At 71.0% G+C, this 25,515-nt stretch carries 25 protein-coding genes; 2 read left to right on the top strand and 23 right to left on the bottom strand.

Going from position 1 to position 25,515, the window contains the following annotated elements; genetic code table 11:
• Positions 1 to 45: 45 nt before the first annotated feature.
• Positions 46 to 1,509: a C13 family peptidase gene (locus OOT46_RS23770; RefSeq protein WP_265406112.1), complete on the top strand. Its 1,464-nt coding sequence runs from the start codon at positions 46 to 48 to the stop codon at positions 1,507 to 1,509.
• 30 nt (positions 1,510 to 1,539) lie between these two features.
• On the opposite strand, the gene OOT46_RS23775 is transcribed toward OOT46_RS23770, so the two are convergent.
• The 8 genes from OOT46_RS23775 to OOT46_RS23810 form a co-directional block, all read right to left on the bottom strand.
• On the bottom strand, positions 1,540 to 3,129 hold the full coding sequence (locus OOT46_RS23775; protein WP_265406113.1) for a glycine betaine ABC transporter substrate-binding protein: 1,590 nt from the start codon (positions 3,127 to 3,129) through the stop codon (positions 1,540 to 1,542).
• Positions 3,130 to 3,313: 184 nt separating this feature from the next.
• Positions 3,314 to 4,117, bottom strand: a complete 804-nt coding sequence (locus tag OOT46_RS23780; protein WP_265406114.1) for a helix-turn-helix domain-containing protein — start codon at positions 4,115 to 4,117, stop codon at positions 3,314 to 3,316.
• A 165-nt stretch (positions 4,118 to 4,282) separates the two neighbouring features.
• The gene (locus tag OOT46_RS23785) at positions 4,283 to 4,690 is read right to left on the bottom strand and encodes a response regulator transcription factor (protein ID WP_265406115.1); all 408 of its coding nucleotides are present in this window, start codon (positions 4,688 to 4,690) and stop codon (positions 4,283 to 4,285) included.
• A gap of 89 nt (positions 4,691 to 4,779) precedes the next feature.
• Positions 4,780 to 5,400, bottom strand: coding sequence for a response regulator transcription factor (locus OOT46_RS23790; protein ID WP_265406116.1), 621 nt, complete (start codon positions 5,398 to 5,400; stop codon positions 4,780 to 4,782).
• Positions 5,397 to 6,548, bottom strand: a complete 1,152-nt coding sequence (locus OOT46_RS23795; protein WP_265406117.1) for a sensor histidine kinase — start codon at positions 6,546 to 6,548, stop codon at positions 5,397 to 5,399. The genes OOT46_RS23790 and OOT46_RS23795 overlap by 4 nt, the downstream gene beginning before the upstream one ends.
• A gap of 312 nt (positions 6,549 to 6,860) precedes the next feature.
• Positions 6,861 to 7,268, bottom strand: a complete 408-nt coding sequence (locus tag OOT46_RS23800; protein WP_265406118.1) for a response regulator — start codon at positions 7,266 to 7,268, stop codon at positions 6,861 to 6,863.
• A 134-nt stretch (positions 7,269 to 7,402) separates the two neighbouring features.
• A complete protein-coding gene (locus OOT46_RS23805; protein ID WP_265406119.1) occupies positions 7,403 to 8,572 on the bottom strand; it encodes an NADH:flavin oxidoreductase/NADH oxidase in 1,170 nt (389 codons plus the stop codon).
• A gap of 98 nt (positions 8,573 to 8,670) precedes the next feature.
• A complete protein-coding gene (locus tag OOT46_RS23810) occupies positions 8,671 to 10,359 on the bottom strand; it encodes a CAP domain-containing protein (protein WP_265406120.1) in 1,689 nt (562 codons plus the stop codon).
• Positions 10,360 to 10,758: 399 nt separating this feature from the next.
• Here OOT46_RS23810 and speD point away from each other — a divergent pair, with 399 nt between their 5' ends.
• Positions 10,759 to 11,160 (top strand): adenosylmethionine decarboxylase, encoded by a 402-nt coding sequence (speD, locus tag OOT46_RS23815; protein ID WP_265406121.1) that lies wholly within the window; start codon positions 10,759 to 10,761, stop codon positions 11,158 to 11,160.
• Positions 11,161 to 11,167: 7 nt separating this feature from the next.
• Here the strand turns inward: speD and OOT46_RS23820 are convergent, their stop codons facing one another.
• From OOT46_RS23820 to OOT46_RS23890, 15 genes are all read right to left on the bottom strand, one after another.
• A complete protein-coding gene (locus OOT46_RS23820; protein WP_265406122.1) occupies positions 11,168 to 12,778 on the bottom strand; it encodes an FAD-dependent oxidoreductase in 1,611 nt (536 codons plus the stop codon).
• Between the two features lie 16 nt (positions 12,779 to 12,794).
• Positions 12,795 to 14,366, bottom strand: a complete 1,572-nt coding sequence (locus OOT46_RS23825; protein WP_416136249.1) for a polyamine aminopropyltransferase — start codon at positions 14,364 to 14,366, stop codon at positions 12,795 to 12,797.
• A 19-nt stretch (positions 14,367 to 14,385) separates the two neighbouring features.
• Entirely contained in the window at positions 14,386 to 14,607 is a 222-nt protein-coding gene (locus OOT46_RS23830; RefSeq protein ID WP_265406160.1) for a DUF350 domain-containing protein, read from the bottom strand.
• A 45-nt stretch (positions 14,608 to 14,652) separates the two neighbouring features.
• Positions 14,653 to 16,251 (bottom strand): DUF4178 domain-containing protein, encoded by a 1,599-nt coding sequence (locus OOT46_RS23835; protein ID WP_265406124.1) that lies wholly within the window; start codon positions 16,249 to 16,251, stop codon positions 14,653 to 14,655.
• A 122-nt stretch (positions 16,252 to 16,373) separates the two neighbouring features.
• Complete coding sequence (locus OOT46_RS23840; protein WP_265406125.1) at positions 16,374 to 17,417, bottom strand: SPFH domain-containing protein; 1,044 nt, start codon at positions 17,415 to 17,417, stop codon at positions 16,374 to 16,376.
• Positions 17,418 to 17,562: 145 nt separating this feature from the next.
• Positions 17,563 to 18,939 carry a glycosyl hydrolase gene (locus tag OOT46_RS23845; RefSeq protein ID WP_265406126.1) on the bottom strand — a complete coding sequence of 459 codons (1,377 nt, stop codon included), beginning with the start codon at positions 18,937 to 18,939 and terminating at the stop codon, positions 17,563 to 17,565.
• A 128-nt stretch (positions 18,940 to 19,067) separates the two neighbouring features.
• Positions 19,068 to 19,475 carry a hypothetical protein gene (locus OOT46_RS23850; protein ID WP_265406127.1) on the bottom strand — a complete coding sequence of 136 codons (408 nt, stop codon included), beginning with the start codon at positions 19,473 to 19,475 and terminating at the stop codon, positions 19,068 to 19,070.
• 18 nt (positions 19,476 to 19,493) lie between these two features.
• The gene (locus OOT46_RS23855; protein ID WP_265406128.1) at positions 19,494 to 20,123 is read right to left on the bottom strand and encodes a tetratricopeptide repeat protein; all 630 of its coding nucleotides are present in this window, start codon (positions 20,121 to 20,123) and stop codon (positions 19,494 to 19,496) included.
• Positions 20,124 to 20,142: 19 nt separating this feature from the next.
• Positions 20,143 to 21,264, bottom strand: a complete 1,122-nt coding sequence (locus OOT46_RS23860; RefSeq protein ID WP_265406129.1) for a tetratricopeptide repeat protein — start codon at positions 21,262 to 21,264, stop codon at positions 20,143 to 20,145.
• A 59-nt stretch (positions 21,265 to 21,323) separates the two neighbouring features.
• Positions 21,324 to 22,055 (bottom strand): sigma-70 family RNA polymerase sigma factor, encoded by a 732-nt coding sequence (locus tag OOT46_RS23865; RefSeq protein ID WP_265406130.1) that lies wholly within the window; start codon positions 22,053 to 22,055, stop codon positions 21,324 to 21,326.
• Between the two features lie 28 nt (positions 22,056 to 22,083).
• Positions 22,084 to 22,833, bottom strand: a complete 750-nt coding sequence (fliP, locus tag OOT46_RS23870) for a flagellar type III secretion system pore protein FliP (protein WP_265406131.1) — start codon at positions 22,831 to 22,833, stop codon at positions 22,084 to 22,086.
• A gap of 7 nt (positions 22,834 to 22,840) precedes the next feature.
• Positions 22,841 to 23,146 carry a hypothetical protein gene (locus OOT46_RS23875; RefSeq protein ID WP_265406132.1) on the bottom strand — a complete coding sequence of 102 codons (306 nt, stop codon included), beginning with the start codon at positions 23,144 to 23,146 and terminating at the stop codon, positions 22,841 to 22,843.
• A 37-nt stretch (positions 23,147 to 23,183) separates the two neighbouring features.
• Positions 23,184 to 23,516 carry a FliM/FliN family flagellar motor switch protein gene (locus OOT46_RS23880; protein ID WP_265406133.1) on the bottom strand — a complete coding sequence of 111 codons (333 nt, stop codon included), beginning with the start codon at positions 23,514 to 23,516 and terminating at the stop codon, positions 23,184 to 23,186.
• 42 nt (positions 23,517 to 23,558) lie between these two features.
• A complete protein-coding gene (locus OOT46_RS23885; RefSeq protein ID WP_265406134.1) occupies positions 23,559 to 24,323 on the bottom strand; it encodes a FliM/FliN family flagellar motor C-terminal domain-containing protein in 765 nt (254 codons plus the stop codon).
• A complete protein-coding gene (locus OOT46_RS23890) occupies positions 24,323 to 25,510 on the bottom strand; it encodes a flagellar hook-basal body complex protein (RefSeq protein ID WP_265406135.1) in 1,188 nt (395 codons plus the stop codon). Before OOT46_RS23890 ends, OOT46_RS23885 begins: the two co-directional genes overlap by 1 nt.
• Between the last annotated feature and the right edge of the window lie 5 nt (positions 25,511 to 25,515).

Raw genomic sequence — 25,515 nt, forward strand, 5'->3', positions numbered from 1 at the left:
GGCACCCGCCCGCGGCGTCATCGGCCTGAAGAAAGGGAACGCTGCTTGGATCAGGCCACGGCTCCCTCGTCGGTGCCTCCGCCCCTGCCGTCGCCGCTGTCGGCGTCCGCCGCCGACAGCGGCTGGCGCTGCTACCGGGAAGCGGCCCGCAGTGCTGCCTTCCTGCCGCCGCGCTGGAGCGGCTTGCCGGCCTCGCCCACCTGGGTGGCCGCCCTGCTGCTGGTCGGGCTGCTGGCCACGCTGCTGCTGGAGCGGCTCTACGTGGCGGGCCCGGCCCGCCTGGACCCCCGCGCGTTGACCGGCGGCTGGCTCACGGTGGTGCTGCTCGCCTGGGCCTGCCATGCTGCGCGTCCGGTGCCACCACAGGACGGCAACGCTGCCGACCGGCCCACGGCAACACAGCTGTTCTGCCTGATCCTGGCGCAGACGCAGCTGCTCGGGCTGGGCTTCGGCCTGCTCACGGCGCTGATGACGCGGCGCGGCTTCGACACGGCACAGGCCGTGGGCCCCTGGGCGCCCTGGGCCTGGTGGCTGGCGCCCGGCATCTGGATGGTCCTGGCGCAGTGGGTGCTGCTCTGGCGAGCGGCGCAGCCGCGGCGACTGGCGTGGCTGGCGGCCGCCACCGCCTCGGCCGGGGCGGCGCTGCTGCTGTACATCGCGCCGGCCGATCCGCCCTGGCTGTCGGACGAGCCCGAAGCGGCGCGACCGGCGCCGCTGGTCCTGACGCAGGAGCTGACGGAAACCCAGCCGCGCCTGCTGGAGCGCCGGCTGCAGGGGCTGCGGCCGCAGCGCCCCGGCATGGTCGACCTCTACGGCATCGGTTTCGCGCCTTACAGCGAGGAGGACGTGTTCCGCCGGGAAAGCGAGATGGTGATGGGCGTGATGGCGGAGCGCTTCGATGCCGCCGGCCGGGTCCTGCAGCTGGTCAACCACACGCAGACCCTGGAGCAGTGGCCCTGGGCCACGCCGCTCAACCTGCAGCGCGCGATCCGCCGCGCGGCGGCCCTGATGGATCGCGACGAGGACCTGCTGTTCCTGCATCTCACCTCGCACGGCGCCCGCGATGGGCAGCTCGCGGCCAGCTTCTGGCCGCTCAGCGTCGACCCGGTTCAGCCGGCGCAGCTGAAGGCCTGGCTGGACGAAGCCGGCGTGCGCTTTCGTGTCATCTCGATCTCGGCCTGCTACTCCGGCAGCTGGATCGCCCCGCTGGCCGGCCCCGACACGCTGGTGATGACGGCCGCCGATGCCGAGCACACGTCGTATGGGTGCGGCCGTCTCTCCGAGCTGACCTTCTTCGGCCGGGCGATGTACGACGAGCAGCTGCGCAGCCGCACCCTGTCCTTCGAGGCCGCGCACGCTCGCTCCCGCATCGTCATCAAGCAGCGCGAGGAGGAGGCGGGCAAGAGCGACGGCTACTCCAACCCGCAAATCCGTGTCGGCGCCGGCATCCGGCCGCTGCTGCAGCGGCTGGAGCGACAGCTGCAGCAGCCGGCGACCGGCAAGCGCTGACCCAGCCCGGAACACCGGGCCTGGACCTGCTCAGCCGGGCCGGGCCGCAGCCCGCCAGCCCGCCGGCCGCGGCGGCAGCGACAGCCGGCGCCGCTGCATCAGCCACTGGCAGCCCTCGAAAACCGCCTGCGTCAGCAGAGCCAGCACGGCTGCGGGCAAGGCCCCGGACAGCAGCGCCTCATGGTCGTTGAGGGCCAGCCCCGTGACGATGCGCTCGCCAAAACCGCCCGCGCCGATGAAGGCGGCGATGGTGGCGGTGCCCACCGTGATGACGGCAGCCGTCTTGACCCCGGCCAGGATGACCGGGGCGGCCAGCGGCAGATCGATGGCCCGCCAGCGCTGCCCGGCGCTCAGACCGAGCGCGGTGCCGGCCTCGCGCAGCCCTTGCGGCACCTGGCACAAGCCGGTGGTCGTGTTGCGCACGATGGGCAGCAGCGCATAAAGGCTCAGCGCCACCAGGGCCGGCAGGGTGCCGATGCGGCCCATCAGCGGGATCAGCACCGCGAACAACGCCAGCGACGGCACCGTCTGCAGCAGACCGACGACCGCCATCACCGGCTGCTCCAGCCGCGGCAGGGCCGCCGCCGCGGCGCCCAGCGGAATGCCCGCGAGCGCCGCGACGCCGACGGCCACCACGACCAGCACCAGGTGCTGGCGCGCCAGCCGCCCCAGGTCGTCGGCGAACAGGCGTTCGACGAAGCCGCTGCGGGTCGCGGCCGGCGCGACGGCGGTCGCGGACGGGCCGCCGGCCGCCAGGAAATCGCGCGCGATCTCGGCGAACGGCCGGCCCTGCAGCTCGGCCTTGCCGTTCATCGCGATCATCGCGTCCACGCCGATGCGCCCCTCCAGCGCCGCCATCGCGCGCCAGGCCGCCGGGAAGCGCTGCTCGACGTCGAGCCGATACAGCAGCACCGCGTCGTAGCGCGGGAAAAAGCCGAGGTGGTCGTCGAGCACCGCCAGCTTCAGCTCCGCGATCTTGGCGTCGGTCGTGTAGATGTCCGTCAGCGCGATGCGTCCGCTCTGCAGCGCCTGGTAGGCAATGCCATGGTCAATGCCGCGGGCCTGCTGGGGCAGGTCGTAGCGCTTGGCCAGGCCGGGCCATCCGTCGGCGCGGCCGAGGAACTCATGCGACAGGCCGGCCTCCAGCGAGGGGTGGTCCTTCAGGTCGCCGATCTTCACGATGCCCAGCCGGCGTGCCTCGTCGCCGCGCATCGCGAGCGCATAGCCGTTGGAAAAACCGAGCGGCACCGCGACGCCCAGTCCCAGCGGCCGAAGCTGCTCGCGCATCGCCGCGAGGTCCGTAGGCTGCGGGTTCTTCAGGATTTCGGCGTCGAGTGTGCCGAGGTATTCGGGATAGACGTCGATCGCGCCCGCCTTGAGCGCCTCGAACACCACGGCCGTGTTGCCGAGGCCCTGCCGGTGTTCGGCCGGCACGTGGGCACGCGCGGTCTGGGCAACGATCTCGGCCAGGATGTAGGACTCGGTGAAACGCTTGGAGCCCACCACCAGCCCGGGCTCGCCGGCCCAGGCGAACACCGCAACGGCCCCCAGGGCCCAGGCCAGCAGGTAGCGCGCGGCCGACGCGCGGCCCTGCCCCCGGCTTTTTCGGATCTGCCTCATGTGCTTGCCCTTCCTGCATGCTTGCGTCGGGTGCAAGGCAAACCGCCGGCCCGAGCATCGCGAACGCCCCCCGAGCATGGCATGTGCCGGGCAGGCTGCCCGCCGCCAAGCGGACAGGAGGGTGTTCGGGGTGCAGGAGACGGCAGTGAGGGCTGGCGGGCACGACGGCCCGCTGCCATGCGGCTCAGGACGGCCGCGGGGCGCGCGCGTTGAGACGGTAGATGCGAGGCGTCGCGCCGGTGTAGCGGTGGAACACGCCGGTGAAATGGCCCTGGGTGCGGAAGCCGACCCGCGCCGCAACGTCGATCAGCGGCAGCTCGCTCTCGGCCAGCAGTTCCTTGGCGCGCTCGATGCGCTTCATCAGCACATAGAGGTGCGGCGGCTGGCCGGTCGCCTGCTTGAACATGCGGGCGAAGTGGTAAGGGCTGAGGTGCGCCTCGGCCGCCAGCTGCTCGACACGGATGGCCTCGCCCAGGTGCTCGGTGACGAAGGCCTGCACCCGGTTGAGCTTGTGCAGCGGCAACCCGCCGCAGACCGTCGGCACGGGCGCCACGCTGGTGTAGTGGCGCGCAAGATGGATGGCGATCACGCCGGCGAGTGATTGCAGGTAGGCCGAACCCGGCGGCCGGCCGCTGCGGCGGTCGCCATGCAGCGCGTTGCCGACCTCGCGGATGAAGGGATCGGGCACCGCATACCGGGCGGCCAACTCCAGGGTCTGGAGACCCAGCGCGCTGCGCGCCTGCTGCTCGCAGTAGGCGGCGTCCAGGCTCAGCACCAGAATCTGCCCCGGGTGCTGGGCCTGCAGACTGTGCGGTTGCCGGGGCGGCAGGATGGAGACCAGCGGCGACCTCACGAAGGCGGTCCGCAAGCGGCCGGTGGTGGTGCGGAAGGAGGTCACCAGGGTGGCGTTGTCGCCCGGGATCAGCACCTCGATCGTGTCGCGCACACGGTCGCTGTCCTGTCGCTGCTCGAGGCAGCGCACTTCCATGCCTTCACAGTGCCCGCTCCAGAACAAGCCGTCACGCCTGAGAGGAAGGGGGATGGACCAGGTAGAAGTTTCGTTTGTCATTAACACTGTGGGCCTCGCCTGCAGGATGTCGTCACTGAAAGATAAAAGCGTGACGGTCATGTGACCATTGCACTTTGGTCTATGTCAGTTCTTTTCACAGGGTGCCGGCGCGCTGCGCAGGACCGCACAGCCGACCGCCGACAGCAACTCGTCGCACACAAAGGGCTTGTGCAGAAAAGCCAGCGCCCCGAAGCGCCGGGCCTGCGCACGCAGCAGGTCACCGGGATCGTCGAGCGCCGTCAGAAACACGATGGGCAGCAGCGCGCCCTGCCCGCTCAGGTGGCGCTGCAACTCCAGGCCATTCATGCCGGGCAGCGTGATGTCCAGGATGAGACAGGCGGCGCCGTGCCAGGGTGCACCGAGAAAGTCCTCGGCCGACCTGAATCCCGTCGCCTGGAAGCCGGCGGAGCGGAGCAGGCTCTCGATCGATTCCCGCAGTGCCGTTTCGTCGTCAACGATGGCCACCCAGGACGGCACTTCACACGTCCGCATGCTGGTCTCACGCTGGTTGGCCCTTCAGCGTAGGGGGCAGCCGGCCCGACGACTACTGCACCTCGATATAGCCGGCCTTCGCCTTTGGATCAAGCCACACCGGTCTCGATGCGCTCGACCATGCGCACCAGCTCGGCCAGCGAGCTGGCGCCCATCTTCTCCATGATGTGGCGGCGATGCACCTTGACCGTGATCTCGCTGATGTCCAGCACGGCAGCCGTCTGTTTGTTCAGGCGGCCCTCGACGATGAGGGCCATGACCTCGCGCTCGCGGGCGGTGAGCGAGGACAGGCGCTGACGCAGCGTGGCCAGGCGGGCGCGCTGCTCGCGGGCCTGGGCCTCGCGTTCCAGGGCGAGGCGGATCGCGTCGAGCAGTTCCTGGTCGCGGAAGGGCTTGGGCAGGAACTCGGCTGCCCCGGCCTTCATCGCGCGCACGCTCATTGGGATGTCGCCATGGCCGGTCATGAAGATGATGGGCAGGTACTCGCCACGTGCCGTCAGTTCGCGCTGCAGGTCCAGGCCGCTGAGGCCGGGCAGGCGCACGTCGAGCACCAGGCAGGCCGGCGTGTCGGGACGCGGGTGCTGCAGGAAACGCTGCGCGTCGGCAAAGGTCTCGACCTGCAGGCCGACCGAGCGGACCAGTGCGCCGAGGGCGTCGCGCATCGAGCGATCGTCGTCCACCACAAAAACCATGCCGGAGCCCATGCTCATGCCTGCCCCCCGCTGACCCGGGCCGCACTGGGCAGGTTGAAGCCGAACGAGGTGCCGCCCTCTGCATGCGGCCGCACCCACAGCTGTCCGCCGTGCGTCTCGACGATGGCCCGGCAGCTCGCGAGCCCCAGGCCCATGCGCCCGGGCTTGGTGGTGTGGAAGGCGGCAAAGGCCTGGTCGCTGGGCTGTGGCGGCAGGCCCGCGCCGTTGTCCCGTACCTCGACTTGCACGCCGCCGTCGACGCCGTGCCGTGCAGACACCTCGACCCGGCCCTCGCCGGCCCTCCCAGCACAGGCCTCGATACCATTCTCGATCAGGTTGAACAGCACCTGCTGCAGCAACAGGCGGTCCGCCTGCACGGGCGGCAACGCAGCCTCCTCCTCGACGCGCAGGACCACCCCGGCCTCGCGCGCCTGGTCCTGCCCCAGCGCCGCGGTCGCCTGCACCAGCTGCCCCAGCGCGACCTTGATGCGACTCGGCTCGACACGCCGCACGAAGGCGTGCCTGCGCGTGACGACCTCGCTGGCACGGTGCGCATCGCGCGCAATGCGCCGGATCGCCTCGCGCGCCTCCTCCAGGTTGGGCAGCGGCGGCGCCAGCCAGCGCTCGCAGGCATTGGCGTTGACAACGATGGCCGCCAGCGGCTGGTTGACCTCGTGCGCGACCGACGCTGCCATCTCGCCCAGTGCCGTGATGCAGCGAGCCCGGGCCAGTGTGCGTTGCGCTTGGCTGGCCTCGCGGCGCGCCTGCTGCGCCTGATGCGCCTGATGCAGCTGGGCACGCAGCGCCTCCAGCTCCCGGTGCAGAGCCTCCATCTGCGCCTGCGGGCCCTCGGGTCCATTGGGGGGCCGCGCCCGCGACAGCAGCCCGGGCAGCAGCAGCGGCAAGGCAGTGGCTCCAGCCAGTGCAGCCAGCCCGGCCAACACCTTGATACAGCACGCGACCCAACCGTGCGCCGACCACAGCGTCCAGACCTCGGTCAGATGGATCGCACCGGTGGCGGCGGTTACACCGCCGGCCAGCCACGCCAGGGTGTGCCAAAGCGCCGGAATGCCGCGGCGGGCATGCGCCACCAGCAGCAGCACCAGGCCGATGAACAACAGGCTGACGCCCACCACGGCATCGGCCCAGACCTCGATCCAGAGCATCGCTGGCGATGGCTCACCGAGCGGAAAACGCGGGTGCAGCCGGTCAGTGTCCCAGAGGGCCGCCAGGCCGAGCAGGACGGCCAGAAGGACTGCACCGGTACAGACGAGCCGCGTCGTGGGCAGCGGCGGAGGTGGAACGGCGAGCGGGGGGACTGGCTCCGAGTGCATGCTCTCCCTTTCTGCTTCGTGGTAGGGCGATCGCTCGGAGGGGGCCGACGGTGGCGCAAGGCCACCCTCGCGCGCCGCCGGACCGAGCGCCGTCTCGCCGCTGCGGGACGGTTACCCGGTGCGAGGGTGGCGGGCACGCTCCGCTCACCCCTGGGCCCCTGCCTCGATCCAGCGGGCCGCGGCCCGCAACAACTCGCTCAGATCGAACGGCTTGACCAGCACTTCATCCATCCCGGCTTCGGTACACAGCAGCGTCTCGTCCGGCATCGCGCTGGCCGTGAGGGCCACCAGCGGCAACCGGCGCAAGCCCAGACGCGCTTCCCGGGCGCGTATTGCCCGGGCCGCGTCAACGCCGCTCATGCGGGGCATGTGGTAGTCCATGAACGCCAGGTCGAACTGGCCTCCTTCCACCGCGGCCAGGGCATCGCTGCCATTGTTCACCACCACCACCTCGTGCCCGCCGCTCTGCAGCACGGTTTCTGTCAGCAGGGCACTGGCCAAGTCGTCGTCGGCCACCAGGATGCGCCCTGCCTGCTTCGGCACCTCGTCCATCGCAATTCCTGCCAGACAAGGGGCAACTTACCTCATCGGGGGCTGCGCTCATAGCGTTCCATTCCGGGCTTGGGGTTTCGAGTCGATTCCTGTTGTCCATCCGGACAGTGTGTCGCCTGCGGCCGCACCCCGGCTCAACGTGCGCGCCGCTTCACCGCATAGCCATAGGGCTGCGGCCAGGCCGCGTCCTGCCCCAGCGACTGCTGGGCCTTCAAGGCCCAGTACGGCTCGCGTAGCATCTCGCGCGCGAGCAACACAAGATCGGCGTCGCCCCCCGTGACGATGGCGTCGGCCTGCTGCGGGTCGGTGATCAGTCCCACGGCGGCGGTCGCGATGCCGGCCTCGTCATGGATGCGCCGCGCGAAAGGCACCTGGTAGCCGGGGCCGACCGGAATGCGGGCGGTCGGCACGGCGCCGCCCGAGGACACGTCGATCAGGTCGACCCCCAGGGCCTTCAGGCGCCGCGCCAGTTCGACCGACTGCTCGATGTCCCAGCCGCCTTCGACCCAGTCGCTGGCGGAGATGCGCACGAACAGCGGCATCTCCGAAGGCAGGCGCTGGCGCAGCGCGCCGGCGATGCGCAGCACCAGGCGCATGCGGTTCTCCAGGCTGCCGCCATACTCGTCCTGGCGCCGGTTGCTCAGCGGCGACAGAAACTCGTGCAGCAGATAGCCGTGGGCCGCGTGGATCTCGATGATGCGGAAGCCGGCCTCGACGGCGCGCCGCGCGGCGGCCTCGAAGGCGGCCACCACGGCGTCCAGGCCGGCGCTGTCGAGCACCACCGGCGCCGCGTCCTCCGGGTGGAAGGGGATCGCGCTGGGCGCGAGCACCGGCCAGCCGCCTTCGCTGACCGGGATCTGGGCACCGCCCTCCCAGGGCAGGTGCGAACTGGCCTTGCGGCCGGCATGGGCCAGTTGGATCGCGGCCACTGCGCCTTGCCCGTGCAGGAACTCGACGATGCGCGCGAGCGGCGCGACCTGCTCGTCGCGCCAGAGCCCCAGGTCGCCCGGCGTGATACGGCCTTCGGGCGTGACCGCGGTGGCCTCGACGACAACCAGCCCGGCGCCGCCGACGGCGCGGCTGCCGAGGTGCACGAAATGCCAGTCGTTGGCAAATCCGTCCCGCGCCGAGTACTGGCACATCGGCGCGACGCCGATGCGGTTGCGCAGGGTCACGCCCCGCGAAGTCCAGGGACTCAGCAGGTCGACCTCCGGCACCTCGCGGTCATGATCGGTGTCGGCGCGGCAGCCATGTGCGGCGGGGGCAAGGCTGCCGGTCTGGCGGGCGGAAGCGGTCGTGCTCATCAGGTTCCTCCAAAGGGACAGGTCGGAACCGGCTGCAGCAACAGGTGTGCCCTTGGGGCCTGTTCCATCTAACAGGGCGAACAGGTCCGGGGTCGCGTTTACCTCGGCGTGGCCAGGTCCAAGGTCCAGTAGCGCCCGTAGTCCGAGCCGCTGGCCGCCGCGCAGGCCAGCGCCACGTCCTGGTAGCGCCCCATCAGGTTGGCGCAATGCCCATCGCTTTTCATCCAGCCGTCGATCACTGCCGCCACCGAGTTCTGTCCTGCGGCGATGTTCTCCGCCGCCCCGCTCCAGCGGTAGCCGGCGGCTTCGATGCGCTGGGTGAAGCTGCGCCCGTCGCGGCTGGTGTGGGAGAAGTAGTTATTGCGCGCCATGTCCTGGGAATGCGCGTCGGCGGCAGCCGCCAGCTGGTCGTTCCATTTCAGCGGGCCGGTCGGGCCGAAACTGCCGCGCGAGCCGCAGGTGGCGCCGGCGGCGCGACGCTGGTTGATCAGGCGCATCGCCTCGGCCTGCAGGCCCGCCAGGTTGCAGCCGGGCGCCGGCACGGGCGGATTGCTGCCCGTGAGCCCGGGGAAGTCGCTGCGGGCCTTGCGGTACTGGGCCTCGCGTTCGGCGTTCCAGCCGAAGGCGGACTGGGCGCGCGGCTGCAGGTCCTTGCCGGCCGCCGCGCTCATGAAGTACACGTACTCGCCCCAGTTCATCTCGCGCACAAAACGGGTGCCCTCACGCGGAAAGTGCTTCGCGGCGAGGCTGTGGAACTTCACCATGACCTGCGCATGCCCGTGCTCGCGCCACAGCGGCGCGAACCAGTCGCGGAACCAGTGCGTGTCGTTGCGGGGATAGCTGTCGCGGCGCGGCGCATAGCGGCGCTCGAAGGCCGCGGCCTCGGTCTTGTAGCCGAGCGCAACCAGGCCGTCGTAAGCATGGAATTGCGCCGCCCGGCCCTTGCCCAGCACCCCGGCCGCGGCCGATGTCTGCGTGCCGGCGGCCAGTGCCTCGACGGCGCTGCCAACCGTCAGCGCGATTTGCTCGTACTGCGGCCGGCTCCAGTCGGCGCTGCCGACGTCGATCACGTTGCGGCCGCCGTGCGAGGTGTGGTGGACCGTCGCCATGTGGCCGCCCAGATGGCGGCCCTGGTGCAGCACGGCGTACAGCCGGGTCCCCTTCAGGCGGGTGCCGGTGGTGCCGTGGGTCTGCTGCTGGTACTGCCACAGGCGGGTCAGATAGGGCAGCACCCAGCGGGCCGCGTCTGCCGGCACGCCGGCGCCGACATACAGCGCGACCGTGTCGTTGTGCGCCAGCAACTTGAGCGTCTCGCGATGGTCCAGCCACTGTTCGCGCCAGCTGGCGGCCGGCGCCGGCAGGGCGGCCGCCCGGACCGCCATCGCGGTTTCGCTGGGGGACGCCGCGCAGCCCCCTCCGGCCTGCCAGAGCTCGGGCGTCTCCGGCGGCAGCCAGGGCAGCCCGGGAGCCAGCGTGTGGGCCACCCGTGCGGTGTAGGTGCTGCCCTGGTAGCTGACCGCCTCGCCGGCCTCGTAGTCGCCGGTGGGCGACCAGGTCGGGCAGGCGACGGCGGACCGCGCGTCCTGGGCCGCGGTGCTGCCGTTCGGGGCGCCCGGGTCGCCCGCGCGGGTCGCGGACATGCGCGGCTGCGGCGCTGCCGCGGCACCGGCCGTGTCCTCGCTGGCGGCGTCGCTGCCGCCGCCTCCGCAGGCAGCGAGACCGGCCAGCAGGCAAGCAGCGCCGATCAGGGTAAGGCGTTTCGGTGCGGACGGGTGCGACAGGAACATGAGAGGCATCTCCTTCTGGAAGGCGGATCAAGGAGAGTGACGAGCGCGCGGCCACACGCCGGCGCACGACCTGCGCGGCGCGGGCGGGCTGCAAGGATGGGGCCGGCGGCGCGGCCGCATAGCGGCCGCCTGTGGCAGCGGGCGGCCACAGGCGGCCGCCTCGATAGGGTGTCCTCTCCGACCCGGGTGATTGTTCAAAAGCCTGCCCGGGACGTCTGCCCCCGATCCGGCAAAACTCTGCATGCAGTTGCAAGCGTCTTGACGAGGCGCAATCGAGGCCCCGGGGTCCGAAGCCGGCCTGCGCACCGTGTGCAATAGGACCGGCCAGCGACGGCGGCGAGCGGCCACCGGGGGCGCCCCGCTGCCGCGGGTGCCACACGGCCCGCATAATCGCGCCCCATGCAAGGCCTGCACCTCACCGCCGACCTGCTCGGCTGTCGGGCCGAGGCACCCCTCATGACCGACCCGGAGGTCCTGCGCGCGCTGTGCCGACGCGAGGTCGAGGCCGCCGGGTTGCAGCCGGTGGGCGAGCTGTTCCACCGTTTCGCGCCGGCCGAGCCGGGCGGGCCTGCCGGCGTGACGGGCGTGGTGCTGCTGGCCGAGTCGCACCTGGCGGTACACACCTGGCCCGAGCTGGGCGGCGCGACCCTGGACGTGTATGTCTGCAATTTCGGCGCCGACAACCGCGAGCGCGCCGAGGCCCTGATGCAGGCCCTGGTGCTGGCCTTCGAGCCCGTCGAGGTGAGCCGCCAGCGATTGCAGCGCGGCCTGCCGGCGCGCGCTGCGCGCGAGCCGGCCTGACAGCACTTCAGTGTCGCCGCCCGGCCAGTCGCCGTGCCACCTGCACGCCCCAGGTATAGGCCTCCTCGAACACCGAGTAGCCCGACAGGTCGGCGTGCGCGAAGCGCACCCGGCCACGCGCCTCGCCGAGGGCACGCAGCGCGGCACTGCCACGCAACCCGGGCACCGGGATGCTCATCGCGTGCCCATAGCGCATCAGGTCGGCCCGCTTCACCTTGTACGGCAGGTCGGGATGCACCGCGGCGAGGTCGGCGATGACACGAGCGGCCCAGACCCGCCAGTCCTCGTCCAGCAGCGCGGCGCGCTGCGCCTGCGGCAGCGCCCAGTAGGCCGACAGCACGGTCGGCCCGGGATGCGGCCGGGTGGACTGGTGCATCGCGTCGACATAACCCAGCGCACGCGGGTCGCCGCCCTGGCGCACGCTGTCCCAGGCGGGCGGCACGCTGCCGGGCCGCTCGACCAGCGGCTCGTCGAGCTGCAGGTTGGCGACCAGCCAGGGCGCGTGGCGCTGCCGTCGCGCCGCCTCCGTCAGGGCCGGCTCGCCACGCCGCAGCAGGCGCGCCGCGACGAACAGCGGGGTGGCCATCACCACCCGCCCGGCGCTCCACGCCTCGGCCTGCTGTTGCGCCTCGTTCCACGCCAACACCTCCACGCCGTGGCGGCCCTCCTCCACCGAGAGCACCGTGCGCCCGGCATGCAGGCGCTCGCCGAGCGGCCTCGCCAGGCGCTCGGCGAGCCAGGCATTGCCCTCGGGCCAGGTGAGCACCGCCTCGCGCTCGCCCTCGGCCTCGCCCGGCGCTTGAAAGCCGTGCCGGCTCGCGAAGTAGTGCAGTCCGGCCCAGGCCGAGACCACCTCGGGCCCGGCGCCGTAGTCGTCGCGGCAGCAATAGTCGAGGTACCAGCCCAGCAATGGGTCGTCCAGCCCCTGGACCTGCAGCCAGTGGGCGAAGCTGACCGCATCGAGGGCCGCATGCGCCGCACTCCAGCCCGACCGGTGGGTCGGCATCGAGAAGGCAGCCTCGGCCGACGCTTCGCGCAACAAGGCGGCGAAGCGTCGGTACTGCGCCTGCGTGCGCGAGCCGTCCGGCGCTGGCGGCAGCAGCCCCTCGACCCAGCGGCCTTCATGGAACAGCCGCTCCTGTGGGCTGTGGCAGAGGTGGCGTTCGTCGTAAACGGTGCGCCCGGCACGCTGCTGCGACAGGCCCAGCGTTTCGAGCAGCTCGGCCACCTCGTGCGCCTCGGGCCCGGGCAGCGGCAGGTAGTGCGCGCCCAGCGGGCAGGCCATGCCGCCCATTGCGTGGCCGCGGCTGTTGCCGCCGCTGCGCTCCTCCAGCTCCAGCAGCTGGACGTCGTCGATCCCCGAGAGCGCCAGCTCGCGCGCCGCCGCCAGCCCGGCAATGCCGCCGCCGACCACCAGCACCGCCGCACGGCGCCGCACCGCGGGTGCGGGCAGCGCCCCGGACTTCGCCAGCTCGCGCACGCGATGGCCGCGCTCGACCGACACACCGACCCAGCCGCCCTCGAAGTCGGGCTGCGAGGGCCGCCGCGCGCAGCCCGACTGCACCAGCGTCAGGCTGGCGGCCGCGCCGCCGAGCAGGGCGCGGCGCGTCAGCGCCATCGCCGGCCTCCGGCCTTCATGGCAGCTGGCCCCACTCGCGCTCGAAGCTGCGCACCAGCACCTGGTTGGACAGGCGGTTCACCTCGGTCGGCACCCGCGCCATGTCGGGCGGGAAGTGCAGCATGGCCGGCAAGCCGTCGAGCGTCAGGAAACGCAGGCCCGGCGGCAATGCCTCGGGCCGCCGCCAGGGCCGGTGGCCGGCCAGCGTGAAGCCCCACTCGCCGAAGCTGGGCACGTGCACGTGATAGGGCGTGACCGAGAAGCCGACCGCTTCCAGGGTCGTTGCGACGGTCCAGAAACTCTCCCGCGCGATCAGCGGCGAGGTGGTCTGCACCACCAGGTAGCCGCCCGCGGCCAGGGCCTGGTCCACGCGCTGGTAGAAGCTGGTGGTGTAGAGCTTGCCCAGCGAGAAGTTGCTCGGATCGGGGAAGTCGATCACGATGACGTCATAACTTCCGCGCTGCGATTCCAGCCACAGGAAGGCGTCGGCGTTGATCACCTCGACGCGGGGCGAACGCAGGGCGCCGTCGTTGAGGCGGCTCAACAGCGGCTGCTCGCGGAACAGCCGGGTGACGTGGGCGTCGAGATCCACCAGCGTGACTTGTTCGACACCCGGGTACTTGAGGATCTCGCGCACCGCCAGCCCGTCGCCCCCGCCCAGCACCAGCACGCGGCGCGGCGCGCCGTGCGCCGCCATCGCGGGATGGACCAGGGCCTCGTGGTAGCGGTACTCGTCACGCGAGTGGAACTGCAGGTTGCCGTTGAGGAACAGCCGCACGCCCGCCGGCCCGGCGGTCACCACCACCCGCTGGTAGGCGCTGTTCTCGCGCAGGATGACCCGGTCGCCGTAGAAGTGGTCCTCGGTCCAGGAGGTCAGCCGGTCGGCGCCCACCATCGCGGCGCACAGCACCCCGAACACGAGCGCGCAGGCCAGCGCATAGGCGCCCCAGCGGCGCAGCTCGGCGCGGAACAGCCACAAGGCCCAGATCGCCACCGCGGTGTTGAGCAGCCCGAACAACACCCCCGTGCGCACCAGTCCCAGGTGGGGCACCATCAGCAGCGGGAAGGCCAGCGCGACGACCAGGGCGCCCAGGTAGTCGAAGGTCAGCACCTGGGAGACCAGCTCCCGCAAGGCATATCGCTCGCTGAAGTGGCGCTTGAGGATGCGCATGACCAGCGGGATCTCCAGCCCCACCAGCGCGCCCACCAGCAGCACCAGCGCATACAGCAGCACCCGGAAGGAGGCTGCCGCGCCCGCCGGCAGCAGGCTGTGGGCCACGAACAGCCCGGCCGGCAGCAGACCGCCGACCAGGCCGACGAGCAGCTCGATGCGCAGGAACTGCGCGATCAGCTGGCGTTCGACAAACCGCGACAGCCAGGAGCCCACCCCCATCGCGAACAGGTAGGTCCCGATGATGGTGGAGAACTGCAGCACCGAGTCGCCCAGCAGATAGCTGGCGAGCGCGCCTGCGGCCAGCTCGTAGACCAGGCCGCAGGCGGCGATGACGAACACCGAGGCCAGCAGCGCCAGCTCGGCCGGCGCGATGCGCCGAGGCGCTGCGGGAGGGCCGGCGCCAGGATCGGACAGAGACAAGCAGCGGGCCCCGTCAGCTCGAGATGGCCGCCGCGACGATCACGGCGATGCCCAGGCACATGGCCGCCACGACGATGGCCAGCGCCAGGTTGCGCTTCTCGCAGATCTCGCCCCACAGGTCGTAGGGCGTGAGCTTGTCGATGATGATGAAGCTGATCCAGAAGATCAGCACGCCGATCAGCGCATAGAGCATGGAGCCGAAAAACACGGCCGGCTTGAGCCATTCGATGCCCATCATGGTGAGTCTCCTAGAAGAAAAGAATAAGTGAAGCAGACCGGCTCATTTGTGACTGCCGCCCCAGGAACCGCCGCCCGAGCCACCATAGGAGCCGCCGCTGGAGCGGTAGGAGGAGGAGCGCCGGCACTGCTGGTATTCGTAGCTCGATTCACCGAAGGTGGCGCGCACCTTGTCGCAGTCGTCGCGGTCGCTCCCCGAGGCCGCCAGCGCGATCAGCAGCACGATGACGAGGATGATCACGAGCAGCACCAGCAGCGGCTTCAGGCATCCCGAGCCCGAGCCGGATGCGGTCGGCGTCACGTCGCGCCGCAGCGCCGCGGCCGCGCTGCCGGAGAGGCCGAAGGCCTTGGCAACCGCGTCCGAAGCCAGCGTCTCGCCGGCCGACCAGGTCACCTCACCGTCGCTGCGCTCGCGGTTCAGCCGCCTGCCGCCCGGCCCGATGTAGTCGGTGTTGACGCTGCGCTGGTCACGCTTCACGCGCCAGTAGAACTCACCCAGCACATAGGTGGTCTTGGCCTTGTACGTGTACTGCTCGCGGTAGGTGGCCCCCTCATGGCTCGCCTCGCCGCCCTTGAGGCGCGGTGCACCGGTGATCGGCACCACCCAGCTCCAGCCATCCTCGGCATCGACCAGGAACGCGAAACCCTCGGTGCGGTTGTACAGCAGGTACTCGCGCCAGAAAGTCTGCTCGTCCTCGTCGTCCTCCGGCAGGTCGCAGCGCTCCAGGTAGCCGACCACCTGCCAGCTGTGTTCGCCCAGCCGGCCCAGCTTGAGCCGGCCGCTGCGGCCGAGCGGCAGCAGCGGCTCCAGGCCGCTGTCGCCCGCGTTGTTCTGTTTGTAGTGCGCCAGGTCGCCGCCGACGCCCTTGGAGATGTCCACCACCGCCCGGCACTGGCCACACACCACCGACTGCGTGGTCCCAAGGCTGACCTCGATCGCCGAGCCGCAGCTCGGACACTCGACCCCGCGCGCCTTGAGCCTCTTCTCGGCCGCCGCCGCGTCCAGCCCGCTGATGGCCAGCTCCGACAAAGCGACCGAGCGACCCACCGACCAGAGCGGCCGGGCCGGGTCCGCGTAGTCCAGCGTGCCGACCTCGCCGGCTTCGTTGCGCAGGTCGACGACGGTGAAGCGGCCCTGCCGCTGCGGCGGCTGCGGCAGCTCGCCTTCGGCCGCCAGCAACTGCGCCTCGACCACCGAGGCGACCTGCCAGGCGCGCCCCGCCAGCGCCACCCGCTCGCCGGCGCGCAGCGCACCGGCCGCGGGCAAGGCCTCCGCCAGGCTCGCATCGAACGCCAGCACATAGCGGCCGTTGTCCTCGCTGAGCCAGCCGGAGCGGCCGTTGTCGAACAGCGCATGCCATTCGTTCCAGCTGCCTTCGGCATACCCGTACTGCAGCCGGCCGACCAGCGTGAAGCCGGTGCCCTGGAGGCGGCCGGAGGCGCCGAGGTGCAGCGGCGAGTGGTCGTCGAACAGCTCGGCGCTTTCGCCGATCTTGCGCAGCGCCTCGCCGTCGCGCACCAGGGTGCTGCGGCAGTAGCCGCAGACGGCACTGGCCGAGGCGGCCGAGCGGAACTCGACCGGCGCGCCGCAATTCGGGCACAGCGCGCGCCAGACGCGCTGCGGAGTCGGGGAGGTGGCCACGGCGGGGGCGGATCCTGTCTTGTCAGTGGGTCAGGCCGGGGCAGCACGGCACGCCGGCCGCTGCTCGGCCCAGGCCCGCCGATGCTGGGCGGACCTTCGGGCACTGCCCCTGGTGTCGGCGCTCAGACGAGCTTCTTGAGCAGTTCCGCCTTCTTGGCCGAGAACTCTTCCTCGGTGAGGATGCCCTTGGCGCGCAGGTCGCCGAGCTTCTCCAGCGTGGCCATCACGTCCTCGGGCCGCACGGCGGGTGCGGCGGCCGGCGCCTGCTGAGCCGCTGCAGCCGGTGCGCCCTGCAGGCCCTGGCCCAGCTGCTGCGCCATCACCTGGCCCAGCGCGACACCGGCGCCCAGGCCCATGGCGTCGCCGGCGATGCCGCTGCCGCCGGCGCTGGCCGCCATCGTCGGGATCGCCTGGGCGGTCTGGTACTGCATGAACTTGTTCATGTCGTTGCCGACCATGCCCATGCCGATCTTCTGGTCGAGGATCTTCTGCAGCTCCTCGGGCAACGAGACGTTCTGCAAGGTCACCGACTCCAGCTTCAGGCCCAGGGCCTCGAAAGCGGGGGCGGTCGCCTCGCGCAGGCGGTTGGCGAACATCACCTGGTTGGCTGCCAGGTCGAGGAAGGGCACGCCGCTGCCCGCCACCGCGTCGGAGATGTGCTGCAGCATCAATCCGCGCAGCTGGCCGTCGAGGTCCTCGACGGTGTAGGTTTCGCGCGTGCCCGAGACCTCGGTGTGGAAGCGCTTGGCATCGGCGATGCGATAGGCGTAGTTGCCGAAGGCGCGCAGGCGCACCGCGCCGAAGTCCTTGTCGCGGATGGTGACCGGCTGGGTGGTGCCCCAGCGGCGGTCCACCTGCTGGCGGGTGCTGAAGAAGTAGACGTCGCTCTTGAAGGGCGACTGGAACAGCTTGTCCCAGTTCTTCAGGTAGGTCAGCACCGGCAGCGTCTGGGTCGTCAGCTTGTGCATGCCGGGGCCGAAGACATCGGCAGCCGCCCGGCCCTCGTTGACGAACAGCGCGATCTGCGACTCACGCACCGTCAGCGAGGCGCCGTACTGGATCTCGCGGTCAGCGACCGGGAAGCGCCAGGCCAGCACGCCATCACCCTGCTCGGTCCATTCGATGATGTCGATGAACTGCTTGCGGATGAAATCCATCAGAGCCATGGCGGGGTCCCCTCGTATCGATTGGTCTGTACGTGCCGCAAATGATACTGGCTGGGGAACGGCCGGACCTCGCTGGAAAGCGGGGGAGTCGCGCAATACGACCGCGGGCTTCGGTGGCACCGAGCCGGCGGTCCGCGGCGCTCAATCAATAGACTTCCAGCTCCCGGATCGAGAAGCCCCACTGGGTGGCCCGCTCGACGCCGTAGATCTTCACGTAGCGTGCGCTCGCACCGAGTCCGGTGATGTCGTTGGTCAGGCTGGTGTTGTTGCCTTTCTCCCAGATCGTTTTCCAGCTGCGGCCGTCGCTGGAGGTCTGCACCTGGAAGTAGCGCGCGTAAGCCGTCTCCCACACCACCCGCACCCGCCGGATGCGGCGTTCGCTGCCGAGATCCACGTACAGGTGCTGGCGGTCGGCGTAGTCGGACGACCAGCGCGACTCGGTCTGCCCGTCCACGGCATTGGCGCCCGGGTAGCCCGGCTCGGTGGACGAGACGGTCACCGGCCGGCCGCGGGCCAGGTTGCCCGCGCCCGCATCACCGCCCCAGCCCGGCATCTCGTCGCGGGTCAGCACGCGGTCGTGCTGGAAGGTGTTCTGGATCTCCCAGCTGCTGTTCTTCTCGAAGACCAGCTCGGCCCAGCCCATGAAAAAGGTCCAGCGCGGCTGCGCCGCCAGCTCCTGCGGCGTCGGCAGGCGCTGCATCTCGCCGATCGCGATGGGCTTGCCGCCGGAGGCCGCCACCAGCGCATCGTACTTGTCCTGGGTGTAGCCGCGGCCGTCGGTGCCGTAGACGTCGAGTGAGAGCAGGTCCCAGTAGTCGTTGCCGGGGTTGTAGCGGACCAGGTCCTCGCGCAGGGTCGCGAAGTCCTGCACGTTCCAGACCCATACCAGGTTGCTCAGGCCCTTGCGCTTCGTGAGGTAGTCGTGCACGTAGCGGTACAGGCGCGGCGTGCCGTTCGGCCCCGGCCGGCCGGCCCACCAGAAGACCGGCTGGTTCATCTCGTGGAAGGGTCGGAACAGCACCTCGACGCCGGCGTCCTCCAGCACCTGGAGGTGCGCCGCCAGGTCGTCCAGGCGCGAGCGCAGCACCTGGTTGAGCCAGCTGCCCTCGCTGAACAGCTGCTCCCACTCGGCATCCGACAGCTTGTGGTGCACCCCCTCGGTGTTCCAGCCGCAAGGCTCGGCCTTGGCCGGCGAGCAGGTGTGCCACATGATGTTGACCAGCGCGCCCTGGCTCCACTGCTGGCGCGCCTGAGCGATCATGGTGGCGCGGTGGGCGATGTCGTCGCCCGAGAACAGGAAGTCGCCGCCCCACAGCCCCGGGTAGCGGCCGGTGGTTTCCTTGATGCGCTCGGTCCAGCGCGCCGGATCGCTGTTGGGCTCACGGTTGTGCTGGCCCGCGACCGTCTTCTGCCCCGAGATGCTGTAGAGGTAGTTGAGCGACTTGAAGCGCGTCTGCCCGAAGGCGGCCGCCGAAAGCGACAAGGCCAAAACGGCCAGCGCCGCCCGCGGAAGGAAGGCCATGCGTGTCTCCTGGTGACTTCAGAAGACGCGACTGTGCCAATGGCGGGCCCCCACACACAAACGAATTGACCTGCCGTTACCTCGGACACGGCAGCGAGCAGTTTCCCGGTTTCCGTTACTCAGCCGACTCAGCGGCTGTCCTGCCCGCGCACTGAGCTCTGGGTGTCGTCGGGACCGATGAGCTGGCCGACCACACGCTCCAGGTCGGCGGCCACCTGGGGCACCGACCTCAGCGCGTCGAGAACGTCGTCCACCAGGTTCTGGAACTCCACGTCGTTGATCAGCGCGTGTCCCAGGCCCTCCAACAACAAGGACTCGACCAGCAGCCGCGAGACCAGGCGCCGGCGCTCTGCCGGCGTGCCCTGGAGCTCGCGCACGCGGCGCTTCAGCGTGGCGCCGAGCCGCTCCGCCGAGGCCGCACCTGCGGACGCCGGTGTCGCAGCCTCGCTGCGTGCCTGCCCGCGGCGCTGCACCGCCTTCTGCACGAGCAGTGCGATACGGGCCAGCGAGGCGGTGCCGTCGAGCGGGGAGACCATGGCAGGCGGCCGACGGCGTCAGTGGCTGCTGCTCGGGAAGCCGCGCTGGTAGGCCGACAGCACCAGGTGGCTCTCGGCCGGCGCCTCGGGCTCGGCCGGCTGCAGGGGCGTGCCAGCCTCCGGCCCCGCCCCGCCCGGCCTGTGCTCGTGGGCGGCCTCGATGCGGCCCAGCACCATCTCCATGTCGCGCTTGAGCGCCGCATCCAGCCCCGGGGTGGCAAGCGCCTGTCTCACGGCCTCCAAGGCCTGCGGGAACTCGTCGCGCACCATGTGCAGCAGGCCGTCCCGGAACAGGCGCACCGGGTCGGCCTCAGGCAGCACGTCCAGGGGGCCCCAGGTGTCCTGGGCCGCCTCGACGTCACCGGACGTCAGGCGCAGCAGGCCCAGCTGGAAACGCGCCAGGTGCAGATCTGGATCGAGTTCGACCGCCCGTTCGAAGCCGGCGCGGGCCCGGTCCACCATGCCCAGCGAGGCGTACTCGGCCCCCAGGAGCCAATGCGCGCGCGCATGCTCCGGCGCCTTCACGACCGCTTGTTTCAGATAGGCCAGCGCAGCGGCCGGGTCGTTCGAGGTGCTGGCGCGCACGCCCAGCATGAAAAGCTCGTCGGCGTCGAGGGTGGCGAGCAGTGCGGTCTCACTGGGCTGCATATCGGGATGTCCTTCCTGATCAATTCGATGGGTGCCGGCGAGCAGCGCGGACCTGTGACAGCATCGTTTCGGCAAGGCGCGCGATGCCGGCCGGGTCGGCCCCCGCCAGCAGGGCCTTCGCATACTGGGCGGACGCGCAGGTGCTGTCCAGCCGCTGTGCCTTGCGGATCAATTCCAGCGCGTCCTCGCGGCGACCTTGCAGCACCGCGAGCACGGCCAGGCTGCCGTGGCTTTCCGCGAAGGCCGGGCTGGCGGCCACTGCCGCCTCGAAACAAGCCTGCGCCCGCGCCTGGTCCTTCTGCAGCAGCTGCAACCAGCCCAGGGCCAGCTGGCTGCCCGCGTGATCGGGCATCAGGGTCACCGCCTCATCGAGCGCCAGCGCTGCTTCCTCGGGCTGACCGCCACGCATCCGGGCCAGGCCTTCAAGCAGCCAGATGCGACCATCGTCGCGCCGGACCTTCAGCGCGCGCGCTGTCCATTGCGAGGCTTCCGCAGGCGCGCCAGCCTCCAGCGCGCCGGCCGCCAGGGCTTCATACACCGGGTAGGCCTCGATGCCGGCATCCAGCAGCTCCCTGGCCAGCGTCACCGCCTCATCGAAGCGGTAAGTGTCCATCAGCACGGGGATAAAGCTCGCCGGCACCCGGGGATCCTCGGGGTGGCTGGCCGAGAAGGTCTGTGCCAGCTCGGCCGCCTCCTCCAGACGGTCCAGGTGATGCAGCAGCTGGACACGCAGCGAGCAGGCTTCGCCGGCCAGCATCGGATCCTGGGGATCCGGGGGCAAGGCGGTCAGCGCAGCCTCGAAGTCGCGGTCGGCAAAGCAGGCCTTGGCCTGCTCGATCGCCAGCGCCTCGTCGCCCGGCCAACGCATCCGGGCGTCGGCAAGCACGGCCTGCGCCTCGTCGTTGCGGCGTGCCGCGCGCAAACATGCGCCGAGCAGCCGGGTGTCCCCCGGCTCGTAAGCTGGCTGAGCGAGCAGGCGGCGCAACGCGACGATGGCCGCATCGAGCTCGCCGGCTTGCGCGGCCTCGAACGCGTAGTCGCGCAGCAGCAGGGCATTGCCGGGGTCCATCTCGAGGAAGCGGCCGAGGCGTTCCAGCCGGGCGGTCCGCGAAGGCGTTGCAGAAGTCGTGGTCGGGTTCATCGATGGTCCACCAGGAAGGAAAAGTTGTCGGGTCGTATCGACGGCGAGGGACGGCGCCCTCATGCGTCGAAGGCCTCGCCGTCGTGCTCGCCCAGGACCGCCCGCAGCCGCTCCAGCGCTTGCTTGTGCAGCTGCGACACGCGCCCCTTGGTGAGGCTCAGCGTGTTGGCGATTTCCATGAACGGACGTTGCTCGAAATAATGCCCCTGCACCACCTGCCGCTCGCGCTCCGGCAGCCGGCTCACCGCCTCCTGCAGGGCCGCCCGGGCCTGGCGCGTGGCCAGGCTCGCGTAGCCGTCGCGCCGGACCACCTCGGTGCTGTCACTGTACATGCCGCTGCCCTCCAGCATGAAGCCGACCGCCAAGCCGATGGCGACGTCCGCGATACGGGCCAGAGCGGCCTCCAGGTCCTCCTCGCCTCCCGCGGGGGCCGCGTCCGCGGCCTCGGCCAGCGCGTTGGCACGTTCCTCGACCAGTCGCTTGCGCGCCGCGATCTGCTGGTGCTGCTCGGTGGCGTTCTCGAGGCCGTTGAGGATGGCGCCCGTGATGCGCCAGGAGGCGTAGCTGGAGAACTGCGCGCCGCCGCCGGGCCGGTAGCGCCTGGCCGCTTCGACCAGGCCCACATGGCCGTACTGCAGGTAGTCGTCGAAGCCGACCGCGTCACCCCAGCGCAAGCGGTAGAGGCGAGCGGCGATCATGCGCACCAGCGGCAGGTTGTCCAGCACGAGCCGGTTCGAGGCGTCCTGGGCACCGTCGCGGGAGGAAGGCAGGTCGTGCTCGCCGGAGGGCATGGTGCTGGGTGCTTCGCGGCTGGCGGGCTCACGCGTAGGCGCCGGCGATGGCGCGCAGCAGCAGGGTCCAGCCGTCGATCAGGACGAACAGCAGGACCTTCAGCGGCAGGGACACCGAGACCGGCGGCACCATCATCATCCCCAGGGCCATCAGCACCGCCGCGACGATCAGGTCGATCAGCAGGAAAGGCAGGAAGATGATGAAGCCGGCCGTGAAGGCGGCGCGCAGCTCCGACAGCATGAAGGCGGGCACGAGCACCTGCATCGGCACCTCGGCGCGGCTCTCGGGCAGCGGCTTTTTCGCCAGCTCGGCCACCGCGTGCAGATCTTCCGGCCGCACATGGGCGTGCATGAACTCCTTCAGCGGCGCCAGGCCCCCGTCGATAGCCTGCTGGGTGCCGGCACTGCCCTCCAGGAAGGGCGTCAGGCCGTTGCGGTGCACCTGCTCGAAGACCGGGCCCATCGTGAAGAAGGTCAGGAACATCGCCAGGGTGACGAGCACGACGTTGGGCGGCGTCTCCGGCATGCCCATCGCATGCCGCAGGAAGGACAGGGTCACGACGATGCGCGTGAACGAGGTCATCGCGATCAGGGCCGCGGGAATCAGGCTGAGCAGCGACAGGCCGACCAGCGTGCGCGCGTAGGACGTCAGCCCGGCGGCCTGCTTGCCACCGTCGAGCAAGGCTCCGAGCGAGGCCGGCGGCGCCTCGGCGCCCCAGGCGGCGGCCGGCGCGAGCATCAGCAACAGGGCGGCCAGGAGGGAAGACGGACGTGACATGCGCATCTCAGGGCCGGCGCAAGCCGGCGGCAAACAGGCGCCCCGCGGGCGGGCGGGCCGGATCATCCAGCAGCACGGCCGTCGGGCTGCCCTCCTGCGGCTCGACCAGCAGGACTGGCCGGCCCTGCGCGACGACGAGGTGAAGCTGGGTGCGTTCCGACACGCGCAGCGACTCGCGCAGCACCAGCTGCCCGGCGGCCGGCGTGGCCGGCGCGAGGGCGGGCAGGAAACGGCGCAGCAGGAGCAGCGCGACCACGCCGAGCAGCAGCACCAGGGGCAGCGCCCAGCTCAGGCGAACCAGGGTATCGGTCATGAGGATCCCGAAACGGCGGCAGGCAGCCCGTCGCGCCTCAGGCGCGCGTGGCGGGCTTCGCAGCGGCGGGCGCCACCGCGGTCGGGGTGTCGGTCAGGCGCACGCCGAAGTGCTCGCCGACCGCGACGAGGGTGCCCCGCGCAACCACGTGGCCATCGACCATCACGTCGACCGGCTGGTCGATCGCGCGGTCCAGCGCGAGCACCTCGCCGTGTTTCATCCCGAGCAGGTGCCCGACGCTCGCCTCGGCTTCGCCGAGCCGCACGCTCACGGTCACCTTCACCGAGTTGAGGAAGGGCATGGCCAGGGTCATGGCCGGCGCCGCGCCTTCCGGGCGCGACTCCAGCGGGGAGAGTTCGATCTCTTGCACGGTAGCTTCCATACGGTCTGGGTTCGGATCCGTCATACAGGTTCAGGAGGGGCGGACGAGGCGCACCGCAAGGCGGCCGGCCTGTTCGCCGAGGGCGCAGCGCGCCAGGGTGTCGCCGCCGGGGCCGACCAGCCAGAGCGGCTCGTCCAGGCGCGACGGCAGGCGCAGCACGTCGCCCGCCTGCAGCTCCAGCAGCCGTCCGAGCTCGAGCTCGACGCGGCCGGCCACGACACCGAGCGTGACCGCTTGCGAGGCCGCGGCGCGCTGCAGATCGGTGGTCGGCGCCATGGCTCGGCGCGCCACTTCGGCCGGCGGCACGTGCCGCAGGACGTCCGCGCTGGCCCAGGCCTGCAGGCCCAGCGCGGCGCAGTCGAAGCGGACCGCACCCGAGCCCGGCTGCCAGAGCTTGTCGTCAGGCACCGCGGGGCCGTCGGACTCGGCGGCGGCGCCCAGCAGCGACTCGACCAGCGCCGCGCAGAGCGCATCACGGGCCTGTGCGAGGACCTGGGCCAGCCAATCGTCGTTGGCGCCGAAACCCGCCGCCCGGGAGGGCCCGAGCACCGCACGCGCCAGCTCCTGCGACGGCCCGGCCGCCAAGGCCACCCAGAGGCGGCCGCCCTCGCCGCTGAAGTGGCGGCAGGGCAAGCGCTCCGGCTCGCTGCCGGCGACCGGCGTGGCGACGATCGCGGGCGCTTCCCCGCACAGGCTCCAGCCGGCGGCCCAGGACGCCAGTGCCGTACCGGCGCGCTGCCCCAGCACCTGCAAGGCCTGCGAGCCGACCAGCATGAAGGGACGGATGGCCTGCATCAGCGCCGTCCTTTCAGCTCGAACAGCTGCTGCAGCATCTCGTTGGCCGTCGTCAGGACCTGCGAGGAGGCCTGGTAGCCGCGCTGCATGAGGATCAGCGTGCTGAACTCCTGGGTCAGGTTGACGTTGGACAGCTCCAGCTTCTTGCTGAGGACCTTGAGGTCGGTGCCCGCGGCCCGGAAGGTCGGCTGCACGCCTTCACGCGACGCCAGCAGGCCGTCGCCGACCGCCATCACATGCTCGTCGCTCGCGAACTCGGCCAGGGCCAGCGTCGCGCCGGTGGCCTTCTGGCCGTTCGAGTAGCCGATCGCCAGCTGGCCCTTCTCGTCGAAGCCGACCGATGCCACGTCTCCGGGCGCATAGCCGTCCTGCTCCTGCAGTTGCAGCCTCGACTCCGTGCTGCCTAAATCACCGCGGGCCGCGCTGCCGAGGCTGAACTCGACCTCGGCAGCGGGTGCATTCGTGTAGGCCAGGTTGAGCTTGAAGCTGGAAGCGAATGGCGACGCCACGCTGCCGATGAAGCCGAACAGGCCGGTGCCCAGCTCCTTGCTGCCCTCGAACACCTTGACGACCCATTCCACGTTGTTGCCGCCGGTGCCGGTCCCGGGGCTCTGCTTCTTGGTGAACTCCAGCTTGAGCACATGGGCACCGCCGGTGCTGTCATACACGGTCAGGGCGTCGATGGTGTGAGCGTCATCGCTCGACGACAGAAGGTCCTTGAACACCACCTTGGTCGTGCCCTTGGGCGCATGCTTGCGCAGCGCCCCGAGCTCGATCGGCGCCAGCCTGCCCTCGCCGTCCCGGCCCATCACCTTCAGGCCGTTCAGGCTCGCCACCAGCTGCCCGGCATCGTTCAGCGCGAACCCGCCGGCCCGCGTGTAGCGCAGCCGCCCCTGCTCGTCCTGCAGCACGAGAAAGCCGCGGCCGTCCAGCGCGACGTCGAGTTCGCGCCCGGTGTCCTGCCGGTCGCCGTTGCGCAGGTCCAGCCGGGTCCGCGACGCCTCGACGCCGGCACCCGTGGCGCTTTCGCGCCGCTCGCTGCCGGCGCCGGTGAAGACGTCGGCGAAGTCCACCACGGTGGCCTTGAAGCCGGCCGTGTTCATGTTGGCGACGTTGTTGCTGATGACCTTCAGGCCCTTCTGGTGCCCTTCCAGGCCGGACATCGCAGTGAAGATGGAATCGATCATCGCTG

It is taken from the genome of Aquabacterium sp. A7-Y (assembly GCF_026153205.1).
Classification (GTDB): Bacteria; Pseudomonadota; Gammaproteobacteria; order Burkholderiales; family Burkholderiaceae_C; genus Caldimonas.